This is a genomic window from Rufibacter tibetensis, assembly GCF_001310085.1.
GTDB classification, from domain to species: domain Bacteria; phylum Bacteroidota; class Bacteroidia; order Cytophagales; family Hymenobacteraceae; genus Nibribacter; species Nibribacter tibetensis.
On record NZ_CP012643.1, the window covers coordinates 1,980,667 to 1,997,398 of the forward strand.

General features: G+C 48.8%; 17 protein-coding genes. 11 read left to right on the forward strand and 6 right to left on the reverse strand.

Features of this window, described 5'->3' with window-relative positions:
• The first annotated feature begins 8 nt into the window (after positions 1-8).
• From DC20_RS07810 to DC20_RS07835, 6 genes are all read left to right on the forward strand, one after another.
• Complete coding sequence (locus tag DC20_RS07810; protein WP_062543311.1) at positions 9-2,420, forward strand: ABC transporter permease; 2,412 nt, start codon at positions 9-11, stop codon at positions 2,418-2,420.
• A 296-nt stretch (positions 2,421-2,716) separates the two neighbouring features.
• Positions 2,717-3,604 (forward strand): STAS domain-containing protein, encoded by an 888-nt coding sequence (locus DC20_RS07815; protein ID WP_062543312.1) that lies wholly within the window; start codon positions 2,717-2,719, stop codon positions 3,602-3,604.
• A 12-nt stretch (positions 3,605-3,616) separates the two neighbouring features.
• Positions 3,617-4,015, forward strand: a complete 399-nt coding sequence (locus DC20_RS07820) for an STAS domain-containing protein (protein WP_062543313.1) — start codon at positions 3,617-3,619, stop codon at positions 4,013-4,015.
• Positions 3,999-4,412: an anti-sigma regulatory factor gene (locus tag DC20_RS07825; RefSeq protein WP_062543314.1), complete on the forward strand. Its 414-nt coding sequence runs from the start codon at positions 3,999-4,001 to the stop codon at positions 4,410-4,412. The genes DC20_RS07820 and DC20_RS07825 overlap by 17 nt, the downstream gene beginning before the upstream one ends.
• Positions 4,402-5,445, forward strand: a complete 1,044-nt coding sequence (locus DC20_RS07830; RefSeq protein ID WP_062543315.1) for a SpoIIE family protein phosphatase — start codon at positions 4,402-4,404, stop codon at positions 5,443-5,445. The genes DC20_RS07825 and DC20_RS07830 overlap by 11 nt, the downstream gene beginning before the upstream one ends.
• Before the next feature lie 3 nt (positions 5,446-5,448).
• Positions 5,449-6,780, forward strand: coding sequence for a sensor histidine kinase (locus DC20_RS07835; protein ID WP_062543316.1), 1,332 nt, complete (start codon positions 5,449-5,451; stop codon positions 6,778-6,780).
• 99 nt (positions 6,781-6,879) lie between these two features.
• On the opposite strand, the gene DC20_RS07840 is transcribed toward DC20_RS07835, so the two are convergent.
• Positions 6,880-7,302: a response regulator gene (locus tag DC20_RS07840; protein WP_062543317.1), complete on the reverse strand. Its 423-nt coding sequence runs from the start codon at positions 7,300-7,302 to the stop codon at positions 6,880-6,882.
• A gap of 148 nt (positions 7,303-7,450) precedes the next feature.
• Positions 7,451-8,380: a sterol desaturase family protein gene (locus DC20_RS07845; protein ID WP_062543318.1), complete on the reverse strand. Its 930-nt coding sequence runs from the start codon at positions 8,378-8,380 to the stop codon at positions 7,451-7,453.
• A 245-nt stretch (positions 8,381-8,625) separates the two neighbouring features.
• Here DC20_RS07845 and DC20_RS07850 point away from each other — a divergent pair, with 245 nt between their 5' ends.
• From DC20_RS07850 to DC20_RS07860, 4 genes are all read left to right on the forward strand, one after another.
• Entirely contained in the window at positions 8,626-9,030 is a 405-nt protein-coding gene (locus DC20_RS07850) for a hypothetical protein (RefSeq protein WP_062543319.1), read from the forward strand.
• A 474-nt stretch (positions 9,031-9,504) separates the two neighbouring features.
• Positions 9,505-9,678, forward strand: coding sequence for a hypothetical protein (locus tag DC20_RS22835; protein WP_157593092.1), 174 nt, complete (start codon positions 9,505-9,507; stop codon positions 9,676-9,678).
• A 509-nt stretch (positions 9,679-10,187) separates the two neighbouring features.
• Positions 10,188-10,319, forward strand: coding sequence for a hypothetical protein (locus DC20_RS23560; RefSeq protein WP_262506345.1), 132 nt, complete (start codon positions 10,188-10,190; stop codon positions 10,317-10,319).
• Between the two features lie 245 nt (positions 10,320-10,564).
• Positions 10,565-11,686, forward strand: coding sequence for an alkaline phosphatase D family protein (locus tag DC20_RS07860; RefSeq protein ID WP_071885405.1), 1,122 nt, complete (start codon positions 10,565-10,567; stop codon positions 11,684-11,686).
• 140 nt (positions 11,687-11,826) lie between these two features.
• On the opposite strand, the gene DC20_RS07865 is transcribed toward DC20_RS07860, so the two are convergent.
• From DC20_RS07865 to DC20_RS07880, 4 genes are all read right to left on the reverse strand, one after another.
• Positions 11,827-12,351 carry a hypothetical protein gene (locus DC20_RS07865; protein WP_157593093.1) on the reverse strand — a complete coding sequence of 175 codons (525 nt, stop codon included), beginning with the start codon at positions 12,349-12,351 and terminating at the stop codon, positions 11,827-11,829.
• Positions 12,352-12,473: 122 nt separating this feature from the next.
• On the reverse strand, positions 12,474-14,240 hold the full coding sequence (locus tag DC20_RS07870; protein WP_062543322.1) for an ABC transporter ATP-binding protein: 1,767 nt from the start codon (positions 14,238-14,240) through the stop codon (positions 12,474-12,476).
• Positions 14,241-14,361: 121 nt separating this feature from the next.
• On the reverse strand, positions 14,362-15,171 hold the full coding sequence (gene truA / locus DC20_RS07875; RefSeq protein WP_062543323.1) for a tRNA pseudouridine(38-40) synthase TruA: 810 nt from the start codon (positions 15,169-15,171) through the stop codon (positions 14,362-14,364).
• Between the two features lie 217 nt (positions 15,172-15,388).
• The gene (locus DC20_RS07880) at positions 15,389-15,760 is read right to left on the reverse strand and encodes a hypothetical protein (RefSeq protein WP_157593094.1); all 372 of its coding nucleotides are present in this window, start codon (positions 15,758-15,760) and stop codon (positions 15,389-15,391) included.
• Between the two features lie 345 nt (positions 15,761-16,105).
• Between DC20_RS07880 and DC20_RS07885 the strand changes: the two genes are divergently transcribed.
• On the forward strand, positions 16,106-16,576 hold the full coding sequence (locus tag DC20_RS07885) for a DUF4293 domain-containing protein (protein ID WP_062543325.1): 471 nt from the start codon (positions 16,106-16,108) through the stop codon (positions 16,574-16,576).
• The last annotated feature ends 156 nt before the right edge of the window (positions 16,577-16,732 follow it).

Sequence of the window (16,732 nt, forward strand, 5' to 3'; positions counted from 1 at the left end):
TGGTTGTCATGTTCAAAAATTACCTTTTAGTTGCGGTACGCACGCTCAAACGCAACTTTGGCTACACTTCGCTCAACATTGTAGGCCTGGCGCTAGGTATTACGTGCAGCCTGCTACTCTTTCTGGTTATCCGGCACGAGCTCAGCTATGACAGGTTCCATAGCAAGGCAGACCGTATCTACCGCATCAATGTGGACAATGTATCAGCAAACGGCCCCGGGCACTCGGCAGGTACCCCGTTTCCTATGCTGGCTACACTCAAAGCTTCTTTGCCAGAATTAAGCCCCGCTACGCACTTATTCAATGAAGAAGGGGGTACGTTCATGGTGTTGCCCACAAATGATCAGGAGCCGCCCAAGAAGTTCAGGGAAGAAAAGAACGTGCTGTTTGTGGAGCCTGCCTTCTTTGACTTGTTTGACTATTCTACCAACGGCATTGATGGCAAGCAGGCCCTCAAAGACGTCAACACAGTCCTGCTAACCCAAACCATTGCAGACAAATACTTCCCGGGCGAGAACCCGGTAGGGAGAGTGGTGCGCATGAACAACAAAGTGAATCTGAAGGTAACCGGAGTAATTCCGGATGCGCCTGCCAACACAGACTTGCCTTACCAGATGCTCATTGACTATGAGTCCTCCAAAAAGATCAGCACCTTCGTCAACGATTCCTGGAATAGCACCTTCAGCAATCAGCAGGTGTACTTTGCCCTCCCTCCAGGCGCAAACCTAAAACAAGCCGAAGACCGCTTGAATGAAGTAACCGCTAAGTACCGTCCTCATTCCCCAGGCGAGAAAGAGCGGTACACGTTCCAGCCACTCACCCAAATGCATTTTGATGAACGCTACGGAAACTTCAGTAACCGCACTGTCAGCAAAATCACGCTTTGGGCACTAGGGCTTATTGGAATGTTTCTGGTGCTGATTGCCTCCATCAATTTTGTGAACCTGGCCACGGCACAAGCCTTGCGCAGGGCCAAAGAGGTGGGTATGCGCAAAGTACTGGGTGCCAGTAAACCCCAACTCATGACGCAGTTCCTGTTTGAAACCGGTTTAATCACCCTTACTGCCCTTTCGCTGTCAGTGGTGTTTGCCGAGTTGCTGTTACCGCAGTTAAACAAGTTGCTGGAACTACAAATCACGTTTTCCATTGTACAGGACCCTCAGATGATGCTTTTCCTCGTGGCGGTACTAGTAGCGGTTACCTTCTTCGCGGGGTTTTATCCAGCGCTGGTCATCTCTGGTTTCCAACCCATTTCTGCGCTTAAAAGTAAGACTGCTACGGCAAAGGTGGCCGGCTTATCATTGCGCCGAACCTTGGTGGTGTTGCAGTTCACCATTTGCCAGGTACTCATCATCTGTACCATCATTGTGCACAACCAGATGAAGTACTTCCGATCAGCTTCGCTGGGGTTTGATAAGGAGGCAATTGTGAACATTTCCCTCCCTTCGGGCAAAGCCCAAGACTTAATGGCGCTCCGGCCTCAACTAGAAGCACATCCTGCTATCAAGGCAACCTCTTTCGCCATTGCCCCACCATCGGCCAACATTGACATGAACACCTCTTTCAAATATGATGACTTTTCTGTGGAACGCAACTTCAGCGTGAACATGAAAATGGCAGATGAGCATTACCTGAAAACATTCAACATCCCGTTGTTGGCAGGCCGCATGTACGAGAAGAGCGACACCATGCGCGAGTTTTTGGTCAATGAAACCTTCCTGAGACAAGTAGGCGAAACCAACCCACACGCTGCTGTTGGCAAAGACCTGATGGTGAACGGAGGACAATCTAAAGGCAAAATTGTGGGAGTGGTAAAAGACTTTCACCTGGCCTCTTTACGGGACGAGATTCCGCCGGTAGTGATGTCCACCTTCAGTGATATTTACATGTTCCTTAATGTAAAACTAGAGCAGAAGGATGCAAAAGAGGCACTGGCGCATCTGCAGAATGTCTACCAAACTGCCTACCCAGACGATGTCTTCCACTATGAATTTTTCGACGACTCCATCGCCCGGTTTTATGAAGAGGAACAACGGCAGGCGCACCTGTTCAAAGTCTTCTCTGTGATTGCCATCTTGATCGGCTGCCTGGGGCTTTACGGATTGGTATCGTTCATGGTGGCGCAACGCACCAAAGAAGTGGGCGTGCGCAAGGTGCTGGGAGCTTCCTCGGCCAGCATTGTGGGCTTGTTCTCCATTGACTTCGTGAAACTAGTGCTGATCGCCTTTGTCATCGCCGGGCCTATTTCTTACTACTTCATGGACAAGTGGCTGCAGGATTTTACCTACCGCATTAACATTGGGTCCTGGGTATTTCTGGCCGCCGGCGCGCTGACCTTGTTGATTGCTTTGACTACCGTGAGCGTGCAAGCTCTGCGAGCGGCGTTCTCTAATCCGGTACGGGCTTTGAAAACAGAATAGAAGGTATTATCAATTATTCGTTTTACGGGCCTTTTACATAAAACAGCCTTAAAACAGGAGTAGTACTTGGTTAAGATTGATTCTCATAGATAATCCCCGCCGTTCTCTACGGCAGGGATTATTTATTTTATGGTTAGGCAGGAAAGGGCATGCAGAAAACTAAATCTTCAATGGAACCGTTTAAGACGCTTTATTTCTTACTTTTACCGAAATGCCTCACGCCCATTGTTTCTGGGCTTTTATCTGAAAAGGAGGCATAAACTGTTACACTGTCTTCTTAACTGACAAGTCCCTTTATGAACAAAGAAAGCGCCGCTGCCCTGAAAGGAAAGAAAAAGCAAATCATGGAAACCTGGATGGGCAACCAGACCAAGGACGCCGCCCTTCGGGACGACCTCATGAGCGTGGCAGAATTGCAGCAGCAATCAGAAGAATTTTTAAACTCCCTGTTAAAAGCCTTTGCCTCTCCACAGGCAGATGATACAGATTCGGCTGGGTATGAACCCATCCACGATATCTTAAACGAGATTTCTATTTCCCGGGCACGCCAAGGCTTCTCGCCCCGCGAAACCAGTTCTTATATTCTGAGCCTGAAAGAGGTTCTGAGCCACACGCTGGAAGAGCGATTCAGAGAAGAGCCAGCTACTCTTTACAAAGAGATCATCTCCATGAACAAGATCATGGATAGCCTGAGCCTGCTAACCACAGAAACGTATATCAAAGGCCGTGAAGAGGTGATCCTGCGCCAGACCAATGAAATGAGTGAAATCTCCACGCCGGTGATACGCGTGTGGGAAGGCATTCTGGCTTTACCCATCATCGGGACTTTAGACAGCGCCCGTACCCAGGTGGTAATGGAAGCTTTGCTGGAAGAGATTGTAGCTACCGGTAGCCGCATTGCCATTCTGGATATCTCAGGTGTACCTACCGTTGACTCGCTGGTAGCCCAGCATTTAATTAAAACCGTGAGTGCCGCCAGACTGATGGGAGCCGAGTGTATCATCAGTGGAATCAGAGCTGAAATTGCCCAGACCATTGTGCACTTAGGCATTGACCTCACCAACATCTACACCAAAGCCTCCCTGGCCAGTGCCCTGAAGATGTCTTTCTCTATGCTGAACATCCAGGTGACAAAAGCGGCGCCAAACGCCCAGTTAGGGTCTAAACAGAACTTCGGGTTTTAAGTAAACGCTGCCATGGAAAGAATTCCTATTTTAAAAATGGGCCCCTTCCTGCTGGTAACTATCCAAGTGGATTTGTATGACCGGCTGGCCCTTACCCTGGAGAACGACCTCATCAACATGGTGAGCAAGACTGAAGCCAAAGGAGTATTGATTGACATTTCTGCCGTAAGCATTGTGGACTCTTTCATGGGTCGCATTCTGGGCAATATTGCGTCTATGTCTAAGATCATGGATGCCGCCACGGTAGTAGTGGGAATGCAGCCAGCGGTTGCCATTACCCTGGTAGAACTAGGCCTTACGCTCTCAGGCGTACACACCGCGTTAGATGTAGAACAGGGCATGGAGCTATTGCGCAACAAAATTGGCCAACTAGAACAGGATGAGGAAGGCCTCTATGATAGTTTTATCTAAAGAGAAGCTTCCCATACAGAAAGAACAGGACGTAGTTCTGTTCCGGAACCGAATAAAAGAATTAGCCACCAAAATTGGGATGAGCCTGGTCAACCAAACCAAGCTCATCACGGCGGCCAGTGAATTAGTGAGAAACATGCTGCGTTACGGCGGCGGCGGCATTACGCAGTTAGAGATTGTCAGCCGAAACAGCATTCCAGGAGTCCGGCTTGTTTTCAAAGATGAGGGGCCAGGCATCAAAGACGTAACATTAGCCATGAAAGACGGTTATTCTACCGGAAAAAGCTTAGGACTGGGGTTGCCAGGAGCCAAACGCCTCGTCAATGAATTTGACATTAAGAGCGAAATTGGCAAGGGCACCACGGTCACAATTATCCGGTGGAAAAATGGACTTTAATTTTGCTGAACATCACTACTTCCCTCTTGCAGACCGCACCTTTCAAAACATTGTTCGGCGCGACATTGGCAAGATAGCTGAAGCCTCTGGTTTCTCTGAGGCTGAAGTAGGCAGGGTGAGCATTGTCGTCACAGAGATGGCCACCAATTTGGTGAAGCACGCCCAGTCAAAGGGCGGTGAGCTGCTAGTAAAGCCTATCTGCCTGGAAAACGGGGAAACCTGCGGCATAGAGCTGATCTGCCTGGACAACGGCCCCGGCATGAGCGATCCGCAGCGCATGATGGAGGACGGCGTCTCTACCTTCGGGAGCATGGGCCAGGGCTTAGGCGCCATAAAACGGCAATCTGACTTCTTTGATATCTATTCACAGCGCGGTTTAGGCACGGCCATTCTCTGCCGCATCTACCGGAAAGGCAAAGCACCCAAATCAGCGGCCAGAAGCGAACAGCGGTTCCAGATGGGGGCAGTACTGGTTCCTAAACCCGGCGAAAAGGTAAGCGGTGATGGCTGGGGATTACGCCTGTCACACCAGGGCGCTTACCTCATGGTGCTGGACGGCTTAGGCCACGGGGAATATGCCCACGAAGCGGCCACTACTGCCCTACAAGCCTTTCGGCAGCAACCCAAGCAAACGCCTTCTGAGATGTTACGGGGCGTCCATGCCGCGATCAAAAGAACCCGGGGAGCCGTGGGTGCAATTGCCCATTGGAATGCAGAAGCCGGCACTTTGCTTTTCTGCGGGATCGGGAACATTGCAGGGCGCCTCATCATGCCAGACAAACCCAAAAGCCTGCTTTCTTATAATGGTACACTGGGTATGAGTGTCCCTACTACCATCAATGACCAGCACCTTACCTGGGAACGGGGAAATACCATGATCCTGCACTCAGATGGGCTGAAAAGCCGGTGGGATTTAGGAAAGTACCCGGAACTGACGAGGCATGATCCTACGTTGATAGCGGCAGTACTCTACAAGGACAATACCCGTACCACCGATGATACCTTAGTGGTAGTGGTACGCGCCACTGAATAACCCATGGACCTACATATTACCACCATAAAGCTGCAAAACGAGTTGGATGTTGTACTGGCCTATAAACGGACGATGCAGCTTTCAGAATTCTCTGGGTTACCGGTTGCTTCCCAAACCAAGTTCGCTACAGCTGTCTCTGAGATCTGCCGTAACGTGCTGGAGCACGTGGGAGAAGGAATTATTCGGTTTAACATGTTGGAAACCCGTGGGATTCTGCTGCTGGAGGCGCTAGTCACAGACAGAGGCCGGGGGATTCCTAACGTGCATGATATTCTGGATCGGAAGTATACGCCCTCCGGCGGCAAAGGCCAGGGCATCTACAGCTCCCGCAAGTTGGTAGACTATTTCTTCCTGGACAGTGACTTTGAAAAGGGTACCCGCGTACGGCTGCAGAAACGCATCCCGGCCAACCACCCGCCCATCAACAAAGCCATCATCCAGGGCTGGGCCGATTACTTCAACAATGAGTCTGAGATCTCGCCTTACGCGGAGATAAAGCGGCAGAACATGCAGCTGATTGAGCTGATGGAGCAATTACGGGTCCGCACCATTGAGGCAGAATTTCAACTGCAGGAAATCCAGCACCTGAACCAGGAACTGCAAACCTCTAACCATGAAATCAATGCCCTGTTGCAGGAGCGTGACACCAAAAACAAGCAGTTAGAAAGGGTAAACAAGACTCTGGATGAATTTGCCCACACCATCACCCATGACTTGAAAGCTCCGCTGCAAAACCTGATTGGGTTATCAGAGGCAGTTACAGATTATCTGGAAGAAGGGAGCAAAGATGATGCGGTAGGGGTAATGCCTATGGTCTTGCTACAGGTTAAGCGCATGGAGCACTTGATTACTGATGTACTGGCGTATTCGTTAACCGGCCGGCAACAGGTTCAAAAGAAACTGATTTCTGTAGGCGACCTGGTGACCACTATTGCCTCTGCTTTGACTGTGCCCAATGGCTTTGAAATTCACATTTCAGATAACCTCCCCGTGCTGGTTGCTGAAGAAATATACTTGCAGCAAATCTTCAGCAACCTGCTAAGCAATGCTGTAAAGTATCATGATTTACCGAACGGCAAAATCTGGGTGACCGCTTTCCAGCAGAACGGGCACTGGGAATTTGTAGTGGAAGACAATGGCCCGGGTATTCCGGCTCAGGACCAGGAAAAAGTATTTGAATTATTTGAAACGACCAGTGATGTGAACCACCCAGATAGTACGGGCATTGGCTTAGCCATTGTCCGGAAGATCATGGAAGAAAAAGGCGGCCGCGTCTGGGTTCACTCAGATGGCAGGGGAACGGCCATGCATTTCACCTGGCCGCTGGAGAAGTAATCACTACTAGAGCTAACAAACCAACTGGTGCACTCCACCTTATAACACAAAAGGCGCAGTAACAAACTGCGCCTTTTGTGTTATAAGAAAAGGTAGATTTTAGTGCTTTTGGTAATAATCGGCCATAATCTCCTTTATGTCACTTTCTGTTAGAGCTTTAGAGAAGTGCTTCTTCACGGAAGTATAGCCTTTCAGTCTTTCCAGATCATAGAAACTGGCAGAGGAGGTCAGCATCAGAATAATCATGCTCCCGTCTTGTGACAGGTTTAAGGCATGGTATTCATCCAGAAAGCTAAATCCATCCATCACGGGCATTTTGATGTCCAGGAAAATAAGATCTGGATAAGTAACTCCGTCTTGGTTCGACTTCTGCAGGTACTCTAAGGCCTCAGCTCCATTCTTCTTCACCAAAATTTCTTTGGCTACCCCCAACTTGGTCAATAAACGCTTGTTTACAAAATTGGTAGTATCATCATCATCTACCAACATAATTAAATCCAATGGATCAAATTGGGTTGTCATACAAATCTTATCTTATAGAATGGATTAGAGAAAGCCTCTAGGGGTCTATGGCACAAATATACCAAACAATATCTATCCTCTTACAACTTAATTACGTCCTATCAAAATACCGCACTAGTACACTGCATGTATAAATACGATTTTTAAGTTAGGTTAACGGCTGCTCTGCCGTAGAGGATTGTATTACAAGGGTTCGGTCCTGCAAAGGCCTCTTACCGGCGGGCCGCCACAGACCGTGTACCATCTGCTGGTGCCACTTCCGGGGGAAGGCTTCACTTTCCTCAAAACCCAACTCAATGTCTCTCCCATCTTGTGGCACGTAAGCTGTTCCAAACAGGTAATCCCAAATACTAAGGCTTATGCCATAGTTGGCTCCGTGTTTTTGCGGCAGCTGCTTGGCGTGATGCCATATGTGCATCTGGGGGTTGTTGAATACATACTTCAATGGGCCTAAGGGCAGGCGCACGTTGGCATGGTTCAGGTGCCCAATGCTGAGCGCCACAATGTGCACCAGAAAAAAGTCCTGCAGGCCAAACCCGATCATGGCCAGCGGCACATATTCCAGCGTACGGTACACCACGTTCTCCATCCAATGGAACCGCATATGCGCCGCAAAACCCATCTGGTGTACAGAGTGGTGCACTTTATGAAACTCCCAAAGCCAGGGTACCCGGTGCAAAAGCCGGTGTACGTTCCAATGAATAAAATCACGCAAAACAAACAGCGTCAGGAGCTGCGCCCATACCGGCCAGGTATGGATCTCAATGGCCACCAAGTTTTTTACTCCTATCCAAGCCAGCACGTCCTTGAACGCATGTACCGCCACATTTGAAATGGCGTAAAACCCAATTAATGAGAAGAGAAAGAAATTGAAGAAGAGGTAAAATCCGTCAAGCCAAAAGTCCTGTCTTATTCTGGCCTGGTTTGCGCGCCAAGGTAAAGCCAGTTCCAGCAGATAAACCGCAATAGAAAGGCCTAAAAGCCAGTAGACATAGTTTCCCCAGTGAGGGTGCAACAACTCGGCCCCCAGGTACCACGCGTAATCACGGAAAGACTGCCAAAGCAAATCAAAGTACATAGGAGAAAAGGTTACTGTAGGTCAGGCACTATTCGCCTTATAGATAATTGTACCTGCTAATATAGCAACTCAGGGCTCCCTGTTTGAGTTCCTTCACCAAGCCATAGTTACAGGAGACTGGCCTTTAACACTAACTCTGAATATTGCGTATGAGAAAAAAGATTGAAACCGCTCCTCGTACGGCATTATCTTTTGTACTGAGATCCGGAGACACCGTTTACTCGTACTTCTAAAACATTGACCTTATGGCTATTAACCTTCAGCAGACCAGCGCCAGACTTAACTTCTACATGCGCATAAAGGAGTTGGATGTATACCAGCTCAGCGTACTTACTAAAACGCCCCCTGATGTAGTGGGCTGTATTTTGCAGGGAGAAGAATACTGCATGGATGACCTGGTCACCCTGCTTAAGCAATTGCCAGACCTGAATTCCCGTTGGGTTATTTACGGGGAAGGAAACGTGTTTAAATGTGAAGAAAAGGAAGGAGAACATAATCCGCCGGCGGGGCTGAAGAAAGATCGTAGCGCATATTTGGCCGAGATGCAGGCGCTTCTGCACCAGCTGGAAGAAATTGAAAAGCAGAAGCAACAGCAAACTAATCTAGACCATTTGCGCAGCAGAATCAGGGATTTAACCAAGCATATCTAAGTCCTGTTTTTGGCACAGTTTTGGCAATTTAAGCTTGAAACACAGCTACTCATGTACGGGAGTGATGGACGGCGGTCGGCTGGCCCATTGTTACCTAAATTTTGGTAAAGCTGGAAACCAAATAAGGCTAGGGCCAGTACTATGCAAAAACAGCATGAGTACTATTGTGGCGTTTTGGGCGCTTTATGACCGGCAGCAGGCCGCTCACCATATAAAGTGATGATTAACCCCAGGGTCTACAGACAGTTAGGCCAAACACTCATGTGAGACTGCTTGCAGGGTACCATCAAGCACCTGATTACCGCAGACAGTCTTCCTTAACTTTATTTTCATTCAAGTTTCCAGTACCTAAGGCGTGAATTAAATACGAACGTACGCTTTTGATTTAGTTATAAGAATTACGTCTCAAAAAGTAACACGTTAAGTAGGGGTAAAGCCCGTTATTTCAATCTTATTAACAGGAGGTACTACATCATGGAACAACATCGTAAACTGGACTTGCCAGAAGAGTTGCACTACTGCAACCGTAACCGTTGGGGTTTTGTATCAACCCACAACCCCCCCCTGGTGCTGCAAGAGACCTTGCCGCCAGTAGCTCCACTGGCTGAGATCTATAACTTCTGTGGTTATACGTTCTCAGATAACTAAGACATCTTCTTCATTCAACCCAGGCACCGTGTATCTTTTACGGGACACAGCGCCTGGGCTTATCCTGCCTTCCCTCCGGCAAAACCTTTCCCCTCTTTCAAGGTAAGCTTTCCTTTGCTCCCTCCTTACACTAAGATTACTCTTACTACTAACCAAGAGCTTATTCCAATTCACAAATAATTGGCCACCCCTGTTCCTTTCACGGTATAAACCACCGCATGAGCACTTTGAAGCAAAACACCCGGCCACCTGTTCGCCATCTTGTAAGTATTACATTTTAAATCACCTTCAGAAATACCACAAGCAAAATTTACCCTTAAAATACAATTCACTTCTATATATGATACTGTAACAAGACCATCTAATTTGTAGTATAAGTACTCTACAAACTCCTTAGAAAGAGGGAGGTAGGGGTTGTGATGGATAAACTGAGGCACATAAAATTGGAACTGTATAACATAAGGACAAAGGCCAGAAAGATCTTTAAACGTGGTTATGAAGACATAACCATGTTGATTTATTATCATGACCTGAAAAACCAATTTCAGTTATTGATCATAAACGCAAAAGACATTCTGTTGCTGGAGAAAGAAATTACCCGCGCCGAGGCGTTCAGGATCATGAACACCCGCAGCCAATAAACTGTACCCCTATATGGGGATGATATATAATAGATCAGGCGCAAGCCACGCATAAACGAAAGGACCAGCCGTAGAAAGCTGGTCCTTCTTTTTTGCCCTAACTTCAATTTACGTTACGCAAGAAGTCAACAGCACACATAATTGGCAGTCTGGCATCAGCAATAATCCATTTTACTTAGTTATAGGTTATCTTTTCTTAACAAGCCAAGTGCATCCTGCGCCACTCTCCTACCGTACCCAAGGCTATGCTCCACCTAAGAACCTGGCCCCTTCTCCTGCTGCTTTTCTTCTTCTCCTGCACCTCGGCAGACACAGACAAGGGCTTGGAAACTCTGCCACAGGCAAGCATGCAAACTCCTCTTTCAATTATTGCCTTAGGCTCCTGCAACTCACAGGAACGGGAACAGCCGCTATGGCGCGAAGTGCTCAAAAACCATCCGCAGCTTTGGATCTGGCTGGGCGATAACATCTACGGCGATACAGATGACATGCAGGTTTTAAGGGCGAAATACGAAAAACAGCAGCAACAGCCAGAATATAAGGAGTTGGTGGAGAATGTTCCTATCATTGGTATTTGGGACGACCATGACTATGGCCGAAACAACGCCGGGAAAGAGTACAAATTCAAGAATCAAAGCGCACAACTATTCTGGGATTTCATGGGCGAGCCCCTTAAGAGCCCCAGAAGAAAGCAACGGGGCGTCTACAGTGCCCATACGTATGGTCCGCCGGGGCAGCAGGTAAAAGTTCTGCTGCTAGATGTGCGCTATCACCGTGACTCTTTGAAGGGAAAAGAACCAACGTACCAGCCTAACCTAAAAGGAGACATTCTGGGTGAAACCCAATGGCAATGGCTGGAACGCCAGCTAAAGAACAGCAAAGCGCAGTTTCACCTCATTGGCAGTGGCCTGCAAATCATCCCTAATGACCACGGCTTTGAGCGCTGGGGCAACTTTCCTAAATCACGGGAAAGGCTATTTAACTTGATTGCGAAAACCAAAGCCGCCAATGTTATCCTGCTGTCTGGAGACCGGCACTTTGCTGAGCTATCTAAAATTTCATGGCCGGGTGTGCCTTACCCTATCTATGATTTCACGACCAGCGGCCTTACCCATTCCTGGATGGGCGGCTTGGTAAACGAACCCAACCGTCACCGGGTAGGCCAGATGCACGACAAGCTTAACTTCGCTGTCATGCGGTTTCATTGGGACCAAACACCTGCCGTGGTAGACTTTGAGATCAGAGGCCGGGGGAATGAACTGCACCAACTGGTAAAGGTAGAATATGCGCTTCCGCAGAAGTCCATGGCACACCCCTCTAACAAAGTCCTCCTCCGCAGAAGCAGCTCAAATGGTCAGACCAGGTAATCCTGAAAACTTGGCCTTTATTAGAACACCTTCCACTTCTTTGAATCAAACGAAAAGAGCAGCGGTTGCGGAAATGTCTCCCCGTAGCCGCTGCTTCTGGTCTTTCAGGCTTCTTTTCAGAAACCGGCTTAGAAACGAATTTACTTCTTTACCAACCCTACTTCTACCACGGCTGGTTTGTCTTCCGGGAAACGTTCTACATAGAACTCCCGCAGGGTAAGGTTGTTCTCCTCTGCGTAGTCAAACAGGGTGCTGTAAATTCTTCGGGGCGCGATGAGGATATTAGCCTCTAATTCTCCTTTGAGCACGGGCTGGCCGGCTGGCACAGCCCGGATGGTAAACCCAGTAGGCAAGGCCACCGTGGTGTCTTGTATGGCTACCCCAATGAATGCTTTCACCGTTTTATTGTCTTTACTGGGGTTGTTGTAGAAAATGCCCGCGAAATCTCCGGTCAATTGTTTCTGCTCCACGGCTTTTCCGGCCTGCTGGTAAATCTGGCCTAGCTCTTCGGCCTCGGTGGAACCTTCAAAGTACTTCCCGGCCACAAACAACGGGGTAGACACGGCTTGTGACACCTTCACCTCCGCAAAGCCACCCATGTACGTGTAGAACACCAGCACCAGGCCGACCACCACGGCCATGTAAATAAAAAACTTCCTACGCATCTGTTTTCTTCTAATTCTTCGCTTGTTTCCTTGAAGAGCGACAAAGCTACAGCTTGCGCTACCCTTCACAAAACTATGTTTGGGGCTCGTTTTAGAGAAAACAGCCCTGAAGCACCTTCTGTTTACACAAAGTTCTTGTACTGCATCTCGTGCAACTGGGCGTAGTACCCACCCGACTGGATCAGCTCCTCATGGCGTCCGCTTTCTTTGATCTCGCCACGGTCCAGCACAATGATATTGTCGGCTTTCTGGATGGTGGAGAGGCGGTGGGCAATGACAATGGAGGTACGGCCCTGCATCAACTGCCCGATGGCGAACTGAATCAGTTCCTCGGTTTCAGAGTCTACGCTGGAAGTGGCCTCGTCTAGGATGATGATTTTGGGGTTGTACACCATGGCGCGCACAAACGAGATCAGCTGCCGCTGCCCCACCGACAGGGTAGCGCCGCGTTCCATCACGTTGTAGTGCAGACCGCCGGGCAGACGCTCAATAAACCTATCAGCGCCTACTAAACGGGCAGCTTCCCACATCTGGGCCTCGGTAATGTCTTTATTGCCCAGGCTGATGTTGTCTGCGATGGTACCAGAGAACAGGAATACATCCTGCAGCACTACGCCAATCTGCTGGCGCAGCACCTCCAGATCATACTCTTTCACATCGCGGCCATCTACCCTAATAATTCCTTTGTTGATCTCGTAAAAGCGGCTCAGAAGGTTGATGATGGACGTTTTACCGGCTCCTGTGGCACCCACCAGCGCCACCGTCTGTCCAGGATGCACGTCAAAAGAAACGCCTTTCAACACCCAATCCTCGTCATTGTAAGCAAACCACACCTTCTCAAAGTTTACTGCACCTTTGATTTCTTTGGGTGCATACGTGCCTGAGTCTGAAATCATTTCCTGACTTTCCAGCAGTTTCATAATCCGCTCAGAGCTTACCACGCCCAACTGCAGCGTGTTAAACCTATCGGCAATCTGCCGGATGGGCCTAAAGAACATGGCAATGTACATGATGAAGGCAATAAGAGAACCCAGGGTTACGGTGTCCTGGATCACGCCTTTGGCCCCGTACCATACCAACAGTCCCGTTCCGGCTGCACCGATGACCTCCGCCACCGGAAAGTAGATGGAGTAGTACAACACAGACTTGATGTTAGCGCGGGTATGCTCTTTGTTGATGGCCTGGAACTTCTTCATCTCCCGCTCCTCGTTGTTGAAGATCTGCACCACCATCATGCCCGTGATATGTTCCTGCACAAAGGCGTTGAGTTTGGCCACTGCGCCACGCACCTCCTGGAACGAGGCCTTAACTTTCTCCTTGAAGATATAGGTACTAATGATGAGCAGCGGGAACATGGAAAGGCTGACCAGCGTGAGTTTCCAGTCAATCCAGAACATGTACCCCAAGATGAAGAGCAGTTGGAGCACATCGCCAATCATAGCGGCCAACCCTTCAGAAAACACGTCAGACAAAGTCTCTACGTCGCTTACATTACGCGTAACCAGCGTGCCTATGGGTGTGCGGTCATAGAATTTAAGCCTGAGTTTAAGAATGTGCTCATACAGTTTTATCCTGATGTCGCGCACCACGTACTGGCCCAACCAACCAGCAAAGTAGGTATGGAAGTAAGACACGGCGGTATGCGCCACCAGCAGCACAATGAGCCACATAAACATACGGTTCACGCCCTGCCAGTTGTACTGCAGAATCTGTTTGTCCACCATTTCCTGGATGAGGAACGGCCTGATAGTAGCCAGAATCGCCGAGGCGACCGTTAAAAAAATCACCAGATAAAACACCTTCTGGTACGGTTTCACAAACCGGAATATCTTGCGCAGCACTTCCCAGTCAAACGCACTCCCGGTCTTGCTGCCTCCTATTTCACTCATTATACAATCTGCTGGTTATGTCTTGCACTGATGGCATCAGCACTTGAACGTAAAAGTAATGTACACCTTTCTGCGTTTCGGCTTCTGTTTCTCAAAAGAACGCCAAAAGCAGGAGGTGGCATCATAAAGAAGACTCCTCTTCTCTTATCTGAGCAGCAAGGAGTTCCTCAAAGGATACCCTCTGCTGCGTAAAATAGTTTTCAGGATATTCTACGCGATAAAGAAACAACCCTTGGGCAGGAGCCGCCCCGCTGGCCAGACGCCGGTCTTGCCGTTCAATCAGGTCTCTGAACTGCGCCACCGTCAGTTTGCCCTTGCCCACATCTAACAGCGTACCTACCACCAACCGCACCATGCCACGCAAAAACCGATTGGCTTTGATAGTAAATACCAGTTGCTCTCCTTCTTCGCGCCACTGGGCTTGGGTAATAGTGCAGCGGTAGTGTTTGGTGTCGCCTTTTACTTTAGAGAAAGTGGTAAAATCCTCCAGTTGCAGTAATGTCTGCGCAGCCTCGTTCATGTTAGCCACGTCGGGCTTCCTGGAAAGATAGTAGGCGTGCCGTACCAGAAACGGGTTCTTCTGCAACGTGATGCGGTACTCATAAGTGCGGCTGATGGCATCAAACCGGGTGTGTGCCTCTGAACCTACCGGCAGCACCTGCCCAACGGAGATATCTGCCGGCAAAATGCGATTGAGCTTGTGCTGGATCTCTTCGGGCTGAACTGCCTGTGGCAAGTCTACGTGCACCCACTGCTGGGTAGCGTGTACGCCCGTATCGGTGCGGCCGCTGCCTACTGTTTCTACCTGGGGCAACCTGAACACCTTACACAGGCAATCATCTAACACCTCCTGCACGGTTAGCGCATTGGGTTGTAGCTGCCACCCGTGGAACCTGGTGCCATCATACGCCACTTCTAAAAAATACCGCATGCCGCAAAGATACGCAATTACCCCTGAGTCTCAGACGCTGGGGTGGTTCCGGAGAAGAAAGCACCCCTGTTTTGAGGCTGTTTTGTTTAAATAAACCCTAAAGCGAGGAGGCGGTCTTTTACCATGAAGCGCATGAAACCAGAAACGGCCCCTGGTGAAGGGGCCGTTTCTGGTTTCATGTAAGTAGTTTGGCGTGTTTCTCTTAGTACGAGAGTTCTTATAATTTAACTAACGTTGAGTTCCTTCTTGCCTGCCAGGCCGCCTGGCGGGCATCCCGCTGACGTTCATATTTAGCTTGTAACGCTTGTTTTTCCTGCTCATAGTCGGCTTTGAGGCGTTCCATTTCCTCGTTTCGGGAACTGGCGCTGTTACCAGACTTGACAAACCGATCATTTAACCTGTGCTGCCGCCTGTTGTACTCTTCTTTCAGATTTGCCTGATCACGCACGTATTTTGCTTTCGCTTTCCCTAAATCCTGCTGATATTTTTCGTCTCTTCGGGCAGCTTTGGCTAACAGCTTGGCTCGTTTCTTTTCAGCTTTGACAGATTCTTTGTCTCTGACCACAGACACCTGGATATGGTTTGCCATAGGTTTTGCCAAGGCTGCTTCACTTCCTAGCAAGAGCAGGCCTGCTAAACTGAAAATCACGAATCGTTTCATTTTTAGGATATTTATATAAAATTGGGGTTTGCAAGGTCACTGACAGCAAAGGCAATTTAGTAGCTTTAGGCAGAGTAAAAGAATTTTTCTTTGCACACCCCTTTGTGGAAAACTCTGCATAAACGCCAGCTCTTTTCTTAATCTGCTGTTTCTTAAAAGCTTACCACTCTCCTCCTCTGCCCTGTAGCCCAGGCCGAAGGATTGACTTGGAAGGTATTTTTGGTATGCAAGTTTTATGTAGTTTTGCACCAGATTCAGAAACCAAAAACTTATATGATACAGAGAGTCCAGAGTGTTTTCCTGTTTTTGATTGTAGTAGCCATGGTGGCCATGTTCTTTGTGCCTATCTGGGCCAAAACCAATCCCGCCGATGGTCGGGAATATGCCTTAACCGCTTTTAGCTTAGGCCCGGTCTCAGGGGCAGGTGCTTCTACCAACACCATTGTGATTGCTATTCTGGCCGGTTTGGCTGGTTTGATTGCCTTGTATGAAATCTTCCAGTACAAAAGCCGTCTTACCCAGATGAAACTGGGTTTGGTGAACTCCCTAGTGATGGCCGCTTTAATGGGTGCTGCTTTCTACTTTTCTTCTTACGTAGGCGAAGACCTGGTAAAAACCCAAGAGCAGGGCGAGTACCTTTCTGGGTTTTACATGCCGGCCTTTGGCTTATTGATGAATGTACTGGCCAACCGCTTTATCAAGCGCGATGAGGACCTGGTACGTTCTATGGACCGTTTGCGCTAGTTGTAGACGCTGGATGATAATTTCTAGATGCTAGACTTCTACTTGACAGCACTCCTGGTGCTTGTCTTGGTTAGAAGCAACAAATCACCTTAAAAACAGAAGGGGCTCCGTTTAGATAACGGAGCCCCTTCTGTTTTTGGGCTATTGCTAGAAATG